We start from the raw sequence: 17,275 nt of genomic DNA on the forward strand, positions 1-17,275 counted from the left end.
CTTAATCATTGGCGACGAATATGCCTTCTTCCTTAAGCTCTCAACCAGAAAAACAAAAATCAATAAGGAAGAAATTATGAAAACGCGCGTCTCTGTGATTGGCTCCGGTAATGCTGGATTAACAGCTGCCTATCACTTTACCCTACAAGGTGCTGATGTCTGCCTCTATGGCTCGCCAGGTTTTGACCATCCTCTGGCAGACATAGAACAACGAGGAGGGATCTGTGCACTTGAAAGCTTTAATGACGTTGAACTGACTTACAGTGGCTTTCAGGTGTGTGACAAAATCAGCCGCGATCTGGCAGAGACAGTCTCATATGCCAACTTGCTCGTCTTACCGGTTCCATCATTTGCGCAAGAGCCACTCTTTACTCAAATGCTGCCTCATTTACGTGATGGCCAAATTATCATGCTTATGCCAGGGAATTATGGCTCATTAGCGCTAAATCGAATTAAAAATGAACAAGGGTTTGCCCATTTAGATATCACTTTTGTTGACGCAATCTCGATTCCCTGGGCAACTCGAATTGTTGGGCCTGCAGAGATCGCTATTTTAGGCATGAAAGAGCACCTTCCTGTCGCCGCTTATCCTGCAAATCGAACGGAAGAGGCTATTGCAGCCTTACAAACTGTGATGCCATTACCTCTAACAAGGCTTAGTAATGTCATTGAAGCCGGATTAGAAAACATCAACTTTGGCGGACATCCATTACTAACAACACTCAATATTGGCTTACTAGAAAACTTCGATGGCCAATTCAATTACTACAAAGATTGCTGCTCAGTTTCAACAGCAAAAGCGGCAGCAGTAATGGAGTCAGAACGTCAATCCATAGGCAAAGCGCTAGGATTACAACTGTTGCCTGAGCTTCAAGCAATGAATGCCCTTTACGGTATGAAATGTGAAAGTGTTTATGAGGTTAACCGCACTTCAGAAACCCACGGCAAACTGAACAGCGCACCCAACTCAGCCAGCAACCGATACATCACGGAAGATGCCGCTTACCTTCTCGTCCCTTGTTACGAGCTCGGTAAACTGGTCGGTATTGACACACCTATGGTGACATCTTGTCTGCACATCGACAATGCGTATAACGAGACCAATTATTTCGAATCTGGAAGAACATTAAAAAAAATGGGACTTGGCGATATGTCCGCTCAACAAATCATGGAATTCGTTAGCTAACGTGAAGGAACAGCTTTTGGGCTAAATCCGACCAATGGGGCTTCGGCCCCATAAGAAATAAAAGGACATCGTAATGACAAAATTTAAATTCCCTTCTGCCTACACAATTTTGATGATACTGACCGTACTAATGGCCATTTTAACTTGGGTTATCCCGGCCGGTCAGTACCAGATGGAAACCAATGAAACACTAGGCCGTATGGTGCCAATGGTTGGTACGTATCAAACCGTTGATTCAAACCCTCAAGGTATCGTCGATATTTTAATGGCACCAATTCAAGGCTTCTATGACCCAGGTAGCTACGTGGCGCGTGCAGTGGACGTCGCCCTATTTGTATTGGTTATCGGTGGATTTTTGGCTGTAGTAACCCAAACCGGCGCGATTGATGCTGGCATCGCCGGAACCATGAAACGCCTATCAGGTCGCGAGAAATGGATGATCCCTATACTAATGGGGTTGTTTGCGCTGGGTGGTACCGTTTACGGCATGGCGGAAGAAACTATTCCTTTTTACGCTCTGCTGATACCTGTAATGATCGCAGCAGGCTACGACAGTATCGTTGGCGTTGCTATTATCATGGTTGGTGCTGGTATTGGCTGTTTAGGCTCTACTATTAACCCTTTTGCAACTGTCATTGCCTCTAACGCAGCTGAAATCAATTTTATGGAGGGCTTTGCTCTGCGTGCCGTGATCCTTGTTCTTGGTTGGATCGTTTGTGTTATCTATGTCATGCGCTATGCAGAGAAAGTGAAAAATAACCCTGAGCTTTCAATCGTCGCTCACCAGAAAGAGTCAAACTTAGAATATTTCCTGCACAGTAAAAAGCAAGAAACACCAGAACTAAACAACACACGTAAAGCGGTACTGGCTATCTTCGGTTTAACTTTCGCCGTTATGATGTGGGGCGTATCCGCAGCAGGATGGTGGATGGCTGAACTCTCCGCTCTATTTCTTGGCTCAAGCATTCTTGTTGGCTTCGTTGGCCGGATGTCAGAAGTTGAAATTACCGACAGTTTTGTAAACGGAGCGCGCGATCTTCTGGGAGTGGCCCTGATCATCGCTATTGCTCGTGGCCTTGTGGTCGTCATGGATAACGGCAACATAACCCACACCATTTTGCATTACGCGGAAGGCTTATTAGGTGGGTTAAACGAAATCGCATTCATCAATGCTATCTACTGGGTCGAAGCCGTGATGTGTTTGGTCGTTCCCTCTTCTTCAGGGCTTGCGGTACTCTCAATGCCAGTTCTTGCCCCACTCGCGGATTTTGCTGGTGTTGGCCGTGAACTGGTTGTCACTGCCTACCAATCTGCCTCTGGTTTACCAAACCTTGTGACACCGACATCGGGCGTGGTGATGGGCGGTCTAGCCATTGGGCGAGTCGCTTACTCATCTTGGCTAAAATTCATTGGTCCATTGCTTGGCGTACTTTGTACCATGGTCATGATTCTTCTAAGTATTGGCGTTGTGATCAGCTAATCGGGCTGAAGTATACACCCACCAGCAACGTCAATTAGCTGTAGATTAAAGTTCATCTCGGGGCTGGCTATCCTATCCCCTTTAGAGGTGAACTTTGTTTATTCAGCATTAATGAATAGTGACAAAATTGCATATTGAGTTGCTGATAGATTGATTTAACGCAGTCTTAAGAAAGAGAAACGGCGCTAAGGTGCTCTGCTCCCTCCAGTAGAACTGGACACTTCACTAAGCAATTTTCCGATACCAAAAGTTATTCGAATTTTTCTAATTTAAGTGATGAATGTAAGAATATTTTGTCCAGTTTCGAGTCACGATGCCAACGGAATGTGTGTACGACTTTATCGTGACTTGTCAGCAAAGCTGTCAGAACGAGTATGAGCTAGTACAGTTAAAGTATGTAAGTTATACGTTGCTTTTGCACTCCCATACAACTAACCCACAACCTTAAGGCTCTTTTTACCACTCATCGACAAGCTTCCCGTTGCAGCCCCTTCAATATGATCACTCCACCACGCCATGAGAACTTTACGACGCTCAAGGTAATCAGTACGGTTGTATGCGCTTCTTACCTTATCTCTATCTACATGAGAAAGTGCAGCTTCAATAATGTCTGGGTCAAAGTTCTGTTCATTTAGAGTGGTACTAGCTAATGCGCGTAAACCGTGAGAAGTTTGCCTGCCCTTCATGCCCATTCTTACTAATGCTTTATTTGCTGTCTCTTTGTTGATGTGATTTTTGTTACTTTTGTCTGCAGGGAAAAGGTATTCACTATCACCAGTGATGAAATCAATAGTTTCTAATAGATCTAGAGTTTGTTTTGTTAAAGGGACAGTATGTACTCTCCCCTTTTTCATTCTTTCAGCAGGAATAACCCAAAGCATCTTTTCTTTATCAATTTCATCCCAACGTGCCCCGGCCGTTTCAGTTGGTCTTGTCATGGTATGAAGTTGCCATTCTAGCAAGCAGCGAGTGATAGGTTTAATTGACGCGTAGTTGATTGTTTTGAGGAGCTCAGGAAGTTCATCAGGAGTTAACGAAGCTTGATTGGTCACCTTAGCTGTTTCAAAGGCTTTACCAATGCCTGCAAGCTTGTTGTGCTCAATCACACCGGTATTTACTGCAAAGGTCATTATCTCATTGAGGTTGCGACACAAGCGCCCTACTGTTTCTAATTTACCTTGGTTCGCAATGGGTTTAATTGTTTTGATCGCTTGAGGGGCTGTTATATCACCAAGGGGAAACTTACCTAGGTCAGGTAAGAGGTACTTCTCAATGCGTTGCTTCAATTTCTTAGCCGTTTGCTCTTTGACGCTTGTTTTCTTAACTTCAATCCAGTCATCAAATACTGCTTGCAATGTGTTTGATAGCTCGAGCTGCTTTGTTCTAAGCGTATTATCACGATGCTCTTTTGGATCAATACCGTCTGCAAGAAGCTCTCTTGCCTCAATCGCTTTAGTTCTTGCTTTGGCTAGGGAGATATCAGGGTACTTACCTAAGGCTAGGTTCAAGCGCTTTCGTGAAATGGGGTGATAATATGAAAAACGCCATAGTTTTGTTCCTATGGGCTTAATCTTCAATGATAATCCATCACCGTCACCTAAATTATATTCTTTCTCTTTAGGCTTTGCTTGTTTGATTTGAGTAGCCGTTAAAGGCTGTACCTTTTTCGCCATCGTAACCCCCTGAAGTAACCTCGAAATTGCTTAGATCTTAAAAGACTACTTCAGAGATTACTTTAAACGGTGGATTTTACAACACATCACGGGATCTCTTGGGACCAAGAAATGGTTAAGAGTCTGATAAAACAAGGAATTATAGACACAAAAAAGCCCACGCTAGGTGGGCTTTCTTTTTGAATTTGGTGCCCGCTACTGGACTCGAACCAGTGACACCTTGCATGTCATGCAAGTACTCTAACCAACTGAGCTAAGCGGGCGATGTTCTAATTTCTTACTGCTACCATTGTGACAAATTCAATAGTTATACAATAAAAACTAAAGAAGGAATGGTGCGTCCGAGTGAACTCGAATCACCGACCCCCGCCATGTCAAGGCGGTACTCTAACCAACTGAGCTACGGACGCATTCCTTTAGAACGAGGAAGATATTAACGACTGATTTATTGCGGCGCAAGTAGAAATTACACTTGAATCAACCGTTTGCTCTTATTCGCACCAATACGTTGAATTTTTAGACGTGAAACGCAAATAAAGTTGAGTTACATCACACTAAGTATTGAGTGTTACTTTACGTTATTCCTCATCTACATCGAACACGACGTTGTAATTCTCGGTATACGTACAGTTAGGCTGGCGGCTACAAGTGAAGAATCGTCGGCCTTTGTAATCGCCTTGGCTTGCCAGTTTAATAATCATCGGGCTGCCACACTTTTTACAGAATCGAACTTCTTTGGATGGCTCGATCAAATCAATGTGCGCTGCCAGTAACCTCTTCAAACGGCTCACTTGATAGCTGTGTTTAATAGATGCACCAATCAGTGGCAAGCCTGCTGATTTACAAACGTGAATCAGTAGCTTTTCGCGGTCGACTTTCCCTTTATTGAGCTCTTTACCGTTATCGAGTTCGATGATCACACGGGGTTCTAACGTTCGTGGGTCGCAGACGACAAAATCAAAGTAACTACGTGAGATCTTGTTGTTGGCGATAAACCAATTCTTCTTGTTATTCGTCTTAGCTGGAACAAGCACGTTCGACATGCTGACTTTAGCAAACACTTCCCCATGGTTACCCACAGCAGATTTTAGCGCATTATAGAATGTCGCCTGTTGCGCCGACATCAACGCCCCTTTCTTCTGGTAAGCATGGTCTTTGGTGTCATCGTGTTTCACTACATACTTTTGAATAAAGTAAAAGAACACTACCAGAACAATCACAACGATAAAGATATTAGTCATTTTCCAACACAATTAAGTCTGTATAGGGATTAAGAGAGTGGCTAGCGTATGTAGAAATACACCACCTGGCAAGCAAAAGAGCGAGAGTTACCAACCAAAATCACGACCTTTGAGCGCTGTAATCACCGAGAGCTCGCTCCCGCGCTAGACACATCTCTCCTATTTTGATGATCAAATCATCAATTACACTCTAGATTGATTTAGATCAATTTACTTGAATTTGTGATCAACTAGTCTAAAAAACGTTAGGCAAATGTTAATAAGGAAGTTGATATGGAACTTAAACAAGACCCAAGATGTTATACCGACGTATGTGTTGATGGCAAATGGTTCCACTATGACCACTGCGGAACTCGAGCTTACATGTTAAAAGGTGGCGCTTCCGCTGTGATTGAACTAGCAAGAGAACCTTCTACAGAAGGCGAACTGGTTGAAATGCTTCAAGGTGTCGCTAAATAATTCACCAAATCAAAGTCTGAATTAAGCGAATAAGAGTAGATAGCTGTATTATTTCAGATAAGCACTCTTATCGCTTAGTTATGGAAGTTCAGGTTTCCTGATTACAGGGGATTAACCAAGTTTGGGTTCTCAAACGATAACGACTTTATTACGCCCTGACTGCTTAGCTTGATACAAAGCGTCGTCTGCCGATTTTAAGTGTTTCTTATAGGTACGACTATTTAACTGTTGTTCCGTTAGATGAGTCGTCGCACCAATCGATGTAGTTAATTCTAGTAAGCCAGAATGCGTTTCAATCGGTTGGTCAGCGATCGCTTGCCTTATCAGCTCAAGTTCTTTATCAGGTTCTTGATTCCCAGCAAGCAACAAAACAAACTCTTCCCCACCCCATCTTGCCACAACATCATTTGTTGATAATATTTTCTCCAAACGCTTAGCGACTTCCACCAGCACTTGGTCGCCGATATCATGCCCATAAGTGTCATTAACTTGTTTGAAGCGGTCCAAATCAAGAATAGCGAGCGTATACCCGAATGGCGACAAATGGTGTGGTATTGGCTGAGTTAACAGTTGTTCCAAGTAACGCCTATTGTATAAGCCTGTCAGTTCGCATCTTGTTGATTGCTTGAGTAACTCTTTGTTGGTCTTCTGGATGGAGCGCAACCTTATCAAAAGTAACGCGGCGCTGAACATCACCATGATACCCAACGCGACAACAATTCGATTTCGTAACTGCTGCTTATCTAAGGTCAGCTCACCCAACTCTTTCTCTGCATTTAGCAGTTCATTCTCTTTAGCTAATGATGCCGTAGCAAAATCTTGTTCGAGCAAGAAAATATCGCTCTGACGCTTGTCAAACAACAGTGCCTTGTTACCCTTGTAGTAGAGTTTGAAGTAGCGAAGTGCGTTCTCGCTGTCGCCTCTCGAGTCATAGTATTCTGCAAGTGTTCTTAAACCGAGAACCTTCCAACTTCGAGAGCCAACAATGTCGAACATTGCATACGACCGCTTAAGATCTGCAAAGACAAAATTGTCTCGATTCAGACCAATATTAGCTAAGGCTCTGTTTAAATAACACTGACCCAGTTGAAGTGTGTATCTGTCCACTCTCGGATATCTAAGGCACAGGTTTGCGACTTGCCGTGCTGACTCAAAGTTCTTTTCCGCCAACAACACATCACTCTCTGCTTTTAACAAGATGATTTTGTATCGCTCACTCACGTTATCGCCATTGAGTTTGGCAGCACTTTGATACGCCTCTCGGCCTTTCACTAACTCACCACTGCGCAGATAGGCAAAAGACTCATTCACATGCAACACACCTATGGTAGACGCTTCAAGTAATCCGCTCTTATAATAGAGTCTTTTGGCTTTTTGAATCAGCTCAAGTGCTTTAGGCCAATCTTCCAAATAGATATAAAGCAGTGCCATGTTAGACACTAACTTGCTGTTGTAGATGTGATGAGGGTACTTCTTGCCCAGATCTAAGCCTTTATGGAAAAAGTATTGAGCTTCAGGAAAGTCATTGCGGATATTGTTGATGACACCAGCCGTGTTATAGGCCTTAATCAACAACTCTTCATAGTGGAGCGATTCTGCGATATCTATCGCTGCTCTGATTTGGATTTCAGACTCCGCTAAATCACCCTTACTGATGTATTCGATCGCCAACTCAACTAGAGATTGGGCCTTTAGCCAACCCATATGTTCGTGTTGTGCGAGTGCTTTAATCTGTCTGACGTATTCGGAAACCGCTTCGGTATCCAGTTTGTGTTGGGCGAGGTTCGACAAAATCATCAATTCGTAAGCACGATAGATGGCTTTATCTTGGTTTGGGAACTTGACTTGCAGAGCTTCGAGTTGTTTGGAAGCTAGATTAGGATCACCACGGGATATATCGAGAATATCAATCAATGCAGATCCATATTGAGAGAGTAATAACTCTTTCTCTGGACTATAAACACTCGGGTTTGCAGGGCGAATATGCTTTAAATCGTCGTCATAAGTTGGATAGAGCAAATACAGCCCAAGCACAACACTCATCAGAATGACGAGAAGGAATGAACCTAACACATTGTTTCTATTCATTTATCTGTGCCATTATTGATTGTATTCCAATTTCATCGACGTTTTACAAAGCGGCTAAACATTATACCCGACAGATATACAGATTAAAATCCTGTGCACTGGTAGATCTGAGTAGTGTTTTTCTCATTAAATAGAATAATCAGGTAACTTTCTTGATTTAACTCAGACAATCATCTATCACATTGGCGTTATAGTAATTTTCCTGTTCCTACCTCCGCGGCTTCTTTAGAACAAGCGGAAGCATAATGAGAATTAACAATGACCCAAATTAATGAACAACGTCTTGTAGAACATTTCTGCGATCTAGTGAAAATTGATAGTGAATCTCGTAACGAAAAAGCGATTGCTGAAGCTTTAGCTGAGCAACTCGGTGAACTAGGTTTTGAAGTTCACAAACTGGCGGTTCCTGAAGAAGTGTCTAATGGTTTCAACATTTACGCTCGTCTTGATGGCACTCTTCCAGGCAGCACAGTGTTCAGCTGCCACATGGACACTGTAACGCCAGGCATCGGCATTGAGCCAATCATCGAAGACGGCATCATTCGTTCAAAAGGCAACACAATTCTAGGTGGTGATGATAAGTCTGGTATTGCGGCTATCATGGAAGCAATTCGCGTAATCAAAGCTGAAGGCCAAGCACACAAAACCATTGAAATTGCATTCACAGTATTCGAAGAAGGTGGTCTATTTGGTTCTTTGAACTTCGATATGTCTTACATTCAATCTGAGCACGCTATTGTACTAGATACGGGCGGTCCGATCGGCACTATCGTAAATGCAGCACCTGGCCAACAGAAAATCGTTGCTAAGATTAAAGGTCGCCCTGCTCATGCTGGTCTAGCACCAGAAGAAGGCATCAGCGCGATTCAAGTGGCAGCAGACGCTATCACTAAGATGAACCTGCTTCGTATTGATGAAGAAACAACAGCAAACGTTGGTATTATTGAAGGCGGTCAAGCGACTAACATCGTAATGCCAGAGCTTAAAGTGGTTGCGGAAGCTCGTTCCCTAAACGGCGAAAAGCTAACAGCGCAAGTCGAACACATGATCTCGACATTCGAAGAGAGCGCAAAGCAGTTCGGCGCTGAAGTAGAAATCGAATCAACTCGTGCTTACGATGCATTCGTTATTGCAGACGATCACCCGCATATTCTTTCGATCAAATCAGCGTTCGAAAAGCTTGGCGTAACGGCAAACACCAAACGCACCGGTGGCGGTAGTGATGCAAACAACTTCAATGCGAAAGGTCTAACAACCGTTAACCTATCGACTGGTATGGCGAAAGTACACACCACTGAAGAGTACATCGCAGTGAAAGACATGGTTGCTATCACTGAGTTTGTTGTGGCTTACGTAACACAATAATCTTACTTGTGAGCTAGATGGAGACTACCATTTAGCTCATAACGAAAAGCCGAGTCCACATATGACTCGGCTTTTTTGTGTCTGTACTTAGTTGAAAGTTCGAACCTAGAAACCTCTACGCTTCCAGAACTGGCCTTCGTCTTTCGCTACTAAATCGAATGTCTTATCTGCGATGATGTTGCCTTTTAGCTCGACCGTCATACGCCATTTGCCTAGCTTGTTCGAGACAGGCGCCCAAATAGTGTCACCTAAGTAAAAATCCCAGTCGTTGTTGCCGACATACTCTTCGCCATCGAACGGTTCAAGTACCTCACCTTTATCAGTGGTGATGTTCGGGTGATAAATGCAGTAACGAATCTTCTCGCCTTTGGCTTTTTTTATATTCAAGATATAGCCAAACTCCACGTCGATTTCAGCATCAACGATGGTGGTGAACTCTTGGATTTTTGGGAGGTCTTTAGATTTTGAATCCCATGTAGAGTAGATACCATAAGAGGTCATGTCGACCACAACAGAGCGCTTTGCCATGTGTATTACCTAATAATTATGTATTACTTAATATTCATCATTTGTTGACGTCGACTCGTTAGCCAAGTTCTAATGAAACAAATGCTAGCTAAATGCTTGTTAGCAGAAAGTACAGACAGGGCTATTCTTGCCAATCTTTCGCCATTCGCTTGATCACTGAAGGTTCAATATTGTGAATAGTGCCATAGTTCTCTCGGCAAACTTCAATCACCAAGTCAGCGTTGTATTTAAGTGCAAGTTGACGATAAGCCTTCATTTCCCATTGTTTGATGAAGGTATTTGAGACCACGACATCAAGGCCTTGCTTTAGACCATTTTCAGCCGTGTTCTGACACCACTCATGTGCTTGTTGCAGCTGCCTAGGGTCAAAATGGTACTCACCTTGCTCATTCACATAATACATATCGGCTTCAACATGCAATGCATCGTAGGTTTTTGCTTTTGTTGATTTGCCAGAACCGGGCAACCCTCGAATGAGTATTAACTTCATTTGTCACTTTACAGGCTAATTCGAAACCATGAGTTTATCGTAAATAATAAAGAGTTTCTCTGATAACTGCCTTTACTCTGCGTCCGAAAACCAAGTCCTTACACTAGAGTCAGGTAATCACTGATTACTACGAGACTTCCCTCGAAGCCCGTGGATTGCTTCTGATAGAAAACACAAATAATTTACATCTATCCATTTTGCATATCGACAAGCGTATCAAACTACTATAGATTTAGATGTATAGACGTCTACATATCTAGCTTAGGGAGAAAGCTGTGCCTATTCGCATTCCAGACCAATTGCCAGCATCTGATGTTCTTCGTGAAGAAAACATCTTCGTTATGCCGTTATCAAGAGCATCGACACAGGAAATTCGTCCACTTCGAGTCTTGATCCTCAACCTAATGCCGAAAAAGATTGAAACTGAAACTCAATTTTTACGCCTACTATCAAACAGCCCATTGCAAGTGGACGTAGAGCTGCTGCGCATTGATGACCGGCCAAGTAAAAACACACCGACTGAACACCTTGATAACTTCTACCGCCAATTTGAAATGGTCAAAGGAAGAAACTTTGATGGATTGATCATCACTGGTGCGCCGCTTGGCTTGGTTCAATTTGAAGATGTTATCTACTGGGATCATTTAAAAACCATCATGGAATGGGCAAACAAACACGTGACTTCAACTCTATACGTATGTTGGGCGGCTCAGGCTGGTTTGAAGTTATTGTATGATTTGCCTAAACGCACGCGTAAAGAGAAGCTATCTGGTGTTTATAACCACGAGATACATAACCCATACCACCCTATTTTACGTGGCTTCGACGATACATTCTTGGCACCGCACTCTCGCTATGCTGACTTCTCTCAGGAGTACTTAGCTGAGCATACCGACCTTGATGTTCTTGCGACTTCTGATGTTGCGGGTGTATATCTAGCGGCGACCAAAGATAAGCGAAACGTGTTTGTAACAGGTCACCCTGAATACGACTCCCATACACTTCACAATGAATACATTCGTGATTTAGGTGAAGGCATGGAGCCTGTTATACCGATCAACTACTACCCGAACAACAATCCAGACAACAAGCCTGTTGCAAGCTGGCGTAGTCATGGGCACTTGTTGTTCTCTAACTGGCTAAACTACTGCGTTTACCAACAAACGCCTTATGATTTGGATCATTTCAGCGAAGAAAATTTCACTAAAGACGATTAAGTTCTTTATTCCGATTCAAAAACACATAAAGCCGTGTTCAGTAGGTTGTTGATAAAACGACGAATTGGACGCGTTTTTTTATGGTGGTTGAGTCGCATTCCATAATAGATTTAACACTTCAATGGGTTTGATTTCATATGATGGGTTGGTGTTCATAAGGAGCTTCACATGCCTGCCAAGCTGTTATTCTCAAACCCCGTTTCGTTATTATCCCCCATTTCGCTATCAAGTGTAGTACTACTCGCCTCTGTTTCGTTAGCTGGTTGCGTCTCTGTTACTGAGGGGCCACCAAAAATTGAAAGTGACCCTATTGCGATGTCTGAATCTCGAATTGAGTTAGGTTTAGGCTATATGGGACAAGGCAATATGGTAAGAGCGCGTGAAAATCTTGAGCTCGCAATTAAACACGCACCTAGCTACTACCGTGCTCGGCTTTCAATGGCGCATTACTACGAACAAGTGGGCGAAGTAGACGAAGCGAGAACCACTTACCGCAAAGCGCTCAGTCTCGATTCAAGAAACGGCAATGTATTGAACAACTATGGTACATTCTTGTGTAAACAAGGCGAATACGAACAAGCCGATAAGTACTTTAATCGCGCTATCGACCAACCTTACTATTACTTGGTGTCTGCAAGTTATGAAAACGCCGCGTTTTGTGCTTTTAAGGCCGGCAATACAGACCAAGCGAAGTACTACTTCAGCAGAGCGATTGACCACGATCCAAATCGCGTAAAATCGATACTACAGTTATCAAAAATTGAAGTGAGTGACGCCGATTACAATGACGCTAGACTTCGTTTATTCAAATTCCACCAGCGTTATGGCTATCAAATTCCATCGCTTCAAATCTTGGTCGATCTCGAAAACAAAGCAGGTAACAGAGCTCTAGAACAGAAATATCAGAGTAAGTTAGATGAGTTACTTTCTGCTTAGCGTATATGCAAAACACAAAAAACGGGCTTGTTGCATTAACAACAAGCCCGTTCGTAATTTCAGCTTAATATCTTAACTAAGTGTAGCGGCTATTTGAGCGCAATCCACTCTTGTCTTTGCTCGTCGTCCATAAAGGTCCATGCGATAAAGCGACTTACCTTCTGGCCTTGCGACATCTCCACGACTTTTACTTGTTTAGCTCGTAGCTTACCAAGCTCTGAACGAACCATATCAACGTTATCTTTCTTAGAAATCAATGTCGTAAACCACAAGACTTGAGTAGCAAAAAGTTGACTCTCTCTTGCCATCTTCATAATGAAAGCGGCTTCGCCACCCGGGCACCAAAGCTCGGCTTTTTGACCACCAAAGTTTAAGGTTGGTTTATCTTGCTTAGTTGATTTATCTAACTTAACTGGCTTCTTGTTCGTTTCTGGCTTGAATGACTGACCTGCTTTCTTAGCACGGTTTGCCGCTAGATTATCCAGTTTACGTTGTGACCCCTTTTTCGCTTCTTCAAGAGAGCTGTGGAATGGAGGGTTACAAATAGTGACATCGTAACGTTCATTATCTTTAATCACGCCCTTAAAGATAGATTCAGAGTCCGCTTGTAGGCGAGCTCGGATCTTACCTTTTAGATTAGGGTTACTTTCCGCAATGAAGTTCGCTGTTTTGATAGAGACTGAGTCGACATCAGTCCCCGTGCAGCGCCACTTATACTCTGTCGCACCAATGATTGGGTAAATACAGTTTGCACCAACACCAATATCTAGCGCTTTCACAGACGCGTGGTTATAAGGTTCGCCTTGGCCATCGCTATTAAGGATGTCAGCTACTCTGTGAATGTAGTCTGCACGACCAGGAATTGGCGGACACAAGTAACCTGCAGGAATATCCCAATGTTTAACGCCATAGTGATGCGCCAACAAAGCTTTGTTGAGTAGCTTAACGGCTAATGGATCAGAGAAATTAATGGTGTCTTCACCCACTGGGTTCTTGATCAGATGCTCTTTTAGCTCGGGCAAGGCTGCAACCAACAACTCAAAGTCATAACGGCCAGTGTGCTGGTTTCTTGGGTGTAACCCACCTTGAGGTTTTTCAGCCGAACGTCTTTTCTGGGCTGCGTTCTTGTTAAAAGCCGTTTGATTGAAAGAACCCTTGTTCGATGATCCTTTATTTGAACCCGGTTTGCCTTTGCTATCTTTTGCAAAAGGTCGCTTTGCTTTGTTATTGCCCGCACCTTTCGGTGCACTATTCTTGCGGCTTTTATCAGATGTGTTCTTTGTAGAAATACGCTTGTCGCTACCTTCTTTATTTTTATTGTCTTTTGTTTTTACTGATGAAGTGCTGTTTTTCGACAGGCTTAGCGTCGTTCTATTTTGTGATTGGCTCATTGGGCTACTTCTTTAAATCTAAATACATCATGAATAAACGGGCATCCAACTCAAGTTGATGATATTCCGGCTCCATGTGACAGCATAGTTGGTAAAAGGCTTTGTCGTGCTCTTTCTCTTTGATATGCGCCAGTTCGTGTACCACCAGCATTCTCAGCAAAGGTTCTGGTGCATTTTTAAAAACACTGGCGATACGAATCTCATTCTTTGATTTGATCTTTCCACCATGATTCTTGGCAACGTAAGAATGCAGACCCAACGCATTGTTGATTAGGTGTATCTTACCGTCGTAAATCACTTTGCTGATCGGTGGTGTTTTTTTCATGTAGCGATTTTTTATCTCAATCGCATAGTCAAACAGGGCTTTCTCGCTTTTTATTTCATGATTCTTTGGGTAGCGAGCTTCAAACCACGGCACTAATTTTCCCGACTCAACAAGTTGCGTCACAGGATCAAGTATGTGCTTTGGATAGCCTTGAATATAGCGTAAAGAAGGATGCATGCTGAAAGACCGTACAAGTTACACCACGACAATACGTTGTGGTCTTGAAAATTGAGCCGCATAGTGTAACTGATCACACTTTGCTAATCACCTAGGATTCGTTACACTTTAGTGAGATTCACCAAGAGCTAGACTCAAGAAGAGATTGTAAAAATGAAACGTGTTGTATTGTACGTCGCAGACAAGTGCCCGCACTGTAAAGATGCCCAAAGGTATTTAGACTCTAAGAAAATTGTTTACCGCCTGACGAATGCAAAGATGCAGCGTGGTCGTAAAGAATTACAAGCGATGGGTGCTCGTTCTATCCCCGTGCTTAAGATCGGCGATCAAGTGATGGTCGGCTGGAATCAGAAGAACTTCGATAAGATGTATAACTCAAAGAACACTTAACGTGATTTAAGAGACTTATATTTCTACAAACAAAGCCCGAATGTCCAACCTAGGATGTTCGGGCTTTGTTTTGTCTATGACATTCTAAATCACACATACCGCTTAACGAAATCGATAAAGGTTCGGTCTGCTTTTGACAGATACCCTTCTTTTCTCCACGCCAAAGATAGGTTCAGCTTCACAGGGTCTTTAAATGGCACGCCTACTACGTCTTCCTCGTATTCTGTAACCAAACTGAGCAAAGCGGTGATGGCAAACTCTCGCTTCACGATAGAAAGAATCATCGGCAATAAATTGGTTTCGAACGCGATGGTCATATCGAGGTTGTACTTCTTGCAAGTAGCATTGATAAAATCACGGTGGAAGTAGCCTGATTTGAACATGATCAGCTCTTGAGCAAAAAACTCTTCAAAGGTGATGGATGGTTGCGTTGCCAGTGGGTGATCTTTGCCAACGACCGCTAGCATTTCTGAGCTTAACAGGTGGTCAGTTTCAAGATCATCAGGGACATTCTCATGGTTGATTACGCCGATATCGAGTTCGCCGTTTAACAACATTTCTCGAATCGATGCGGTGCCGGCATCAATCAAGGTCAACTTTAGGTTTGGGTATTGGCTTTTAAATGCCATCACAACTTGCGGGAAAAAATAACTCCCCATCATGCTTGGAGCGCCTAACCGCACCTCGCCTTTCTCCAACCCCTTTAACTCATTCATCGCAAGCTGCGCATCATCAAACTGCTGGGCGATTCGCTTTGCATGCTCAAACAGTACCTTTCCCTCTTCCGTTAAGGTGACGGATTTATCTCCACGACGAAACAGAATCAACTCAAGCATTTGTTCGAGTTTTTTTATGGAGATACTCAATGCGGGTTGAGCGATATGCAGCGCTTTGGCGGCCTGAGTGAAATTACCAAACTGCGCAACAGCCAGAAAATGTCGAAGTGGTTTTGATTCAAGCATGACGATATATTTAATATATAGAGGTTATATTTTTAATATATTTCTTTAATCACACTTGTACTGATAACTTGTTCACAAATAGCTTACTAACTCGTGCAGGCACAACGTAAATGTTTGATAAAGGCAGTCCTCAATACAAACGCATCACCCAATCATTAGCGATTGGCTCGTTTATCATTTTCTGTAACCTTTACCTCTTTCAGCCAATCTTGCCGCACATGGCGGAGCATTTCCAAGTATCTGAAACTCAAATCAACTGGCTGTTTGCTGCGACAACACTTGGGCTTTCCATCAGCTTGGTGCCTTGGGCAATCGCTTCTGAAACCTTCGGTCGAAAACCCATCATTCTGTTCAGCTTATTTGCTATCCCGCTAATTGGGCTGAGTATGGTGTTCACAACCACCCTACTGCAACTTGTTATTGCTAGAGCACTCATGGGGATTGCTGTTGCGGCATTCGCTGGTGTGGCGGTTGCCTATATGGTCGAGGAGTTATCACCCAAAGCATTCGCAGTCGCGATTGGTGGTTATATTGCGGCTAACTCACTAGGCGGTATCTTCGGGCGTGTATTGGGTGGCTTGATTACGGATTATTTCGATTGGCATGCGACAGTTTTGTTTTTCGTTGTCGGCTCTTTGCTTGGCGCACTCTATATTGCGTATAGCCTGCCTGACCAACAAAACTTCAAACCACAGAAAGGGCTGTTCTTTCACCATAACCGTTCTGTAATGATGCACTTAAGAAACCGTACCTTGTGGCTCGCGATGTTAGTTGGTGGGGCTAACTTTGCCCTGTTCGTAAACCTGTATTCAGTAATGGGCTTTAGGCTAGTATCAGCGCCTCACTCGGTGCCCGTTGGTTTAGCTTCACTGATATTCCTATGTTACTTGGCCGGAACGGTAAGCTCTAAGCTCTCCAACAAATGGACACTTCGTTTTGATCCCTTGAACGGAATATTGATGGGCGTGTGCATTAGCCTAATTGGAATGCTGGTTTCTGCCGTCGACAAAGTCCCGTTCATGTTAGCGGGCTTGTTATTGATTAGTGGCGGCGCGTTCTTTGCCCACACTCTAGCCTACTCTTGGGTGAGTCAAAAAGCGCCGAGCGCCAAAGCGACAGCAACGGCACTTTACTTAGTCCACTACTACATCGGCGGCAGTTTAGGTGGTTTCTTACTCTTATATTGCTGGCAACTGTTCGGTTGGAATGGCGTGATTGCAGGCGGCTCGATCTTCTATGTCGCGATATTTGCTTGGGTCTACCAGTTGAAACAGCTACAAGTATCGGCGTCCAAACTCGCACAAGCATAACTACGGCTGAGTTTGTAACTCAATTATTGCTTTTGATTAACGTCCGTTCTGATATCC

General features: G+C 43.4%; 16 protein-coding genes and 2 tRNA genes. 8 read left to right on the forward strand and 10 right to left on the reverse strand.

Features of this window, described 5'->3' with window-relative positions; all coding sequences use genetic code 11:
• The first annotated feature begins 76 nt into the window (after positions 1–76).
• Both FTW16_RS11705 and FTW16_RS11710 read left to right on the forward strand, forming a co-directional pair.
• The gene (locus tag FTW16_RS11705) at positions 77–1,186 is read left to right on the forward strand and encodes an NAD/NADP octopine/nopaline dehydrogenase family protein (RefSeq protein WP_132941366.1); all 1,110 of its coding nucleotides are present in this window, start codon (positions 77–79) and stop codon (positions 1,184–1,186) included.
• A 73-nt stretch (positions 1,187–1,259) separates the two neighbouring features.
• Positions 1,260–2,666 (forward strand): YfcC family protein, encoded by a 1,407-nt coding sequence (locus tag FTW16_RS11710; protein WP_048611918.1) that lies wholly within the window; start codon positions 1,260–1,262, stop codon positions 2,664–2,666.
• A 431-nt stretch (positions 2,667–3,097) separates the two neighbouring features.
• Here the strand turns inward: FTW16_RS11710 and FTW16_RS11715 are convergent, their stop codons facing one another.
• The 4 genes from FTW16_RS11715 to FTW16_RS11730 form a co-directional block, all read right to left on the reverse strand.
• Positions 3,098–4,339: an integrase domain-containing protein gene (locus tag FTW16_RS11715; protein ID WP_123301321.1), complete on the reverse strand. Its 1,242-nt coding sequence runs from the start codon at positions 4,337–4,339 to the stop codon at positions 3,098–3,100.
• Positions 4,340–4,525: 186 nt separating this feature from the next.
• Positions 4,526–4,602: transfer RNA gene (locus FTW16_RS11720), tRNA-Val, on the reverse strand.
• 70 nt (positions 4,603–4,672) lie between these two features.
• A tRNA-Val gene (locus tag FTW16_RS11725) sits at positions 4,673–4,749 on the reverse strand.
• A gap of 168 nt (positions 4,750–4,917) precedes the next feature.
• The gene (locus FTW16_RS11730) at positions 4,918–5,580 is read right to left on the reverse strand and encodes a DUF2726 domain-containing protein (protein ID WP_048658548.1); all 663 of its coding nucleotides are present in this window, start codon (positions 5,578–5,580) and stop codon (positions 4,918–4,920) included.
• 273 nt (positions 5,581–5,853) lie between these two features.
• Between FTW16_RS11730 and FTW16_RS11735 the strand changes: the two genes are divergently transcribed.
• Positions 5,854–6,039, forward strand: coding sequence for a hypothetical protein (locus tag FTW16_RS11735; RefSeq protein ID WP_048658547.1), 186 nt, complete (start codon positions 5,854–5,856; stop codon positions 6,037–6,039).
• A 129-nt stretch (positions 6,040–6,168) separates the two neighbouring features.
• Here FTW16_RS11735 and FTW16_RS11740 read toward each other — a convergent pair whose 3' ends face one another.
• Positions 6,169–8,127 (reverse strand): GGDEF domain-containing protein, encoded by a 1,959-nt coding sequence (locus FTW16_RS11740; protein ID WP_146491201.1) that lies wholly within the window; start codon positions 8,125–8,127, stop codon positions 6,169–6,171.
• A gap of 258 nt (positions 8,128–8,385) precedes the next feature.
• Between FTW16_RS11740 and FTW16_RS11745 the strand changes: the two genes are divergently transcribed.
• Positions 8,386–9,492, forward strand: coding sequence for a M20/M25/M40 family metallo-hydrolase (locus FTW16_RS11745; protein ID WP_146491202.1), 1,107 nt, complete (start codon positions 8,386–8,388; stop codon positions 9,490–9,492).
• A 105-nt stretch (positions 9,493–9,597) separates the two neighbouring features.
• Here the strand turns inward: FTW16_RS11745 and FTW16_RS11750 are convergent, their stop codons facing one another.
• Both FTW16_RS11750 and FTW16_RS11755 read right to left on the reverse strand, forming a co-directional pair.
• The gene (locus FTW16_RS11750; protein ID WP_048611912.1) at positions 9,598–10,020 is read right to left on the reverse strand and encodes a DUF3859 domain-containing protein; all 423 of its coding nucleotides are present in this window, start codon (positions 10,018–10,020) and stop codon (positions 9,598–9,600) included.
• A gap of 121 nt (positions 10,021–10,141) precedes the next feature.
• Entirely contained in the window at positions 10,142–10,510 is a 369-nt protein-coding gene (locus FTW16_RS11755; RefSeq protein WP_146491203.1) for an ATP-binding protein, read from the reverse strand.
• 275 nt (positions 10,511–10,785) lie between these two features.
• Between FTW16_RS11755 and metA the strand changes: the two genes are divergently transcribed.
• A complete protein-coding gene (metA, locus tag FTW16_RS11760) occupies positions 10,786–11,727 on the forward strand; it encodes a homoserine O-succinyltransferase (protein WP_060981869.1) in 942 nt (313 codons plus the stop codon).
• 168 nt (positions 11,728–11,895) lie between these two features.
• Complete coding sequence (gene pilW / locus FTW16_RS11765; RefSeq protein WP_146491204.1) at positions 11,896–12,663, forward strand: type IV pilus biogenesis/stability protein PilW; 768 nt, start codon at positions 11,896–11,898, stop codon at positions 12,661–12,663.
• 89 nt (positions 12,664–12,752) lie between these two features.
• On the opposite strand, the gene rlmF is transcribed toward pilW, so the two are convergent.
• Both rlmF and FTW16_RS11775 read right to left on the reverse strand, forming a co-directional pair.
• Entirely contained in the window at positions 12,753–14,054 is a 1,302-nt protein-coding gene (gene rlmF / locus FTW16_RS11770) for a 23S rRNA (adenine(1618)-N(6))-methyltransferase RlmF (RefSeq protein ID WP_146491205.1), read from the reverse strand.
• Between the two features lie 4 nt (positions 14,055–14,058).
• Entirely contained in the window at positions 14,059–14,556 is a 498-nt protein-coding gene (locus FTW16_RS11775) for a YgjP-like metallopeptidase domain-containing protein (protein WP_004734935.1), read from the reverse strand.
• Positions 14,557–14,709: 153 nt separating this feature from the next.
• Here FTW16_RS11775 and FTW16_RS11780 point away from each other — a divergent pair, with 153 nt between their 5' ends.
• Entirely contained in the window at positions 14,710–14,946 is a 237-nt protein-coding gene (locus FTW16_RS11780; RefSeq protein ID WP_016786183.1) for a glutaredoxin family protein, read from the forward strand.
• 89 nt (positions 14,947–15,035) lie between these two features.
• On the opposite strand, the gene FTW16_RS11785 is transcribed toward FTW16_RS11780, so the two are convergent.
• Positions 15,036–15,908 (reverse strand): LysR family transcriptional regulator, encoded by an 873-nt coding sequence (locus FTW16_RS11785; protein ID WP_146491206.1) that lies wholly within the window; start codon positions 15,906–15,908, stop codon positions 15,036–15,038.
• Positions 15,909–16,018: 110 nt separating this feature from the next.
• Between FTW16_RS11785 and FTW16_RS11790 the strand changes: the two genes are divergently transcribed.
• A complete protein-coding gene (locus FTW16_RS11790; RefSeq protein WP_146491207.1) occupies positions 16,019–17,218 on the forward strand; it encodes an MFS transporter in 1,200 nt (399 codons plus the stop codon).
• Positions 17,219–17,275: the final 57 nt, after the last annotated feature.

The organism is Vibrio sp. T20 (assembly GCF_007858795.1).
In the GTDB taxonomy this organism is placed as follows: domain Bacteria; phylum Pseudomonadota; class Gammaproteobacteria; order Enterobacterales; family Vibrionaceae; genus Vibrio; species Vibrio satsumensis.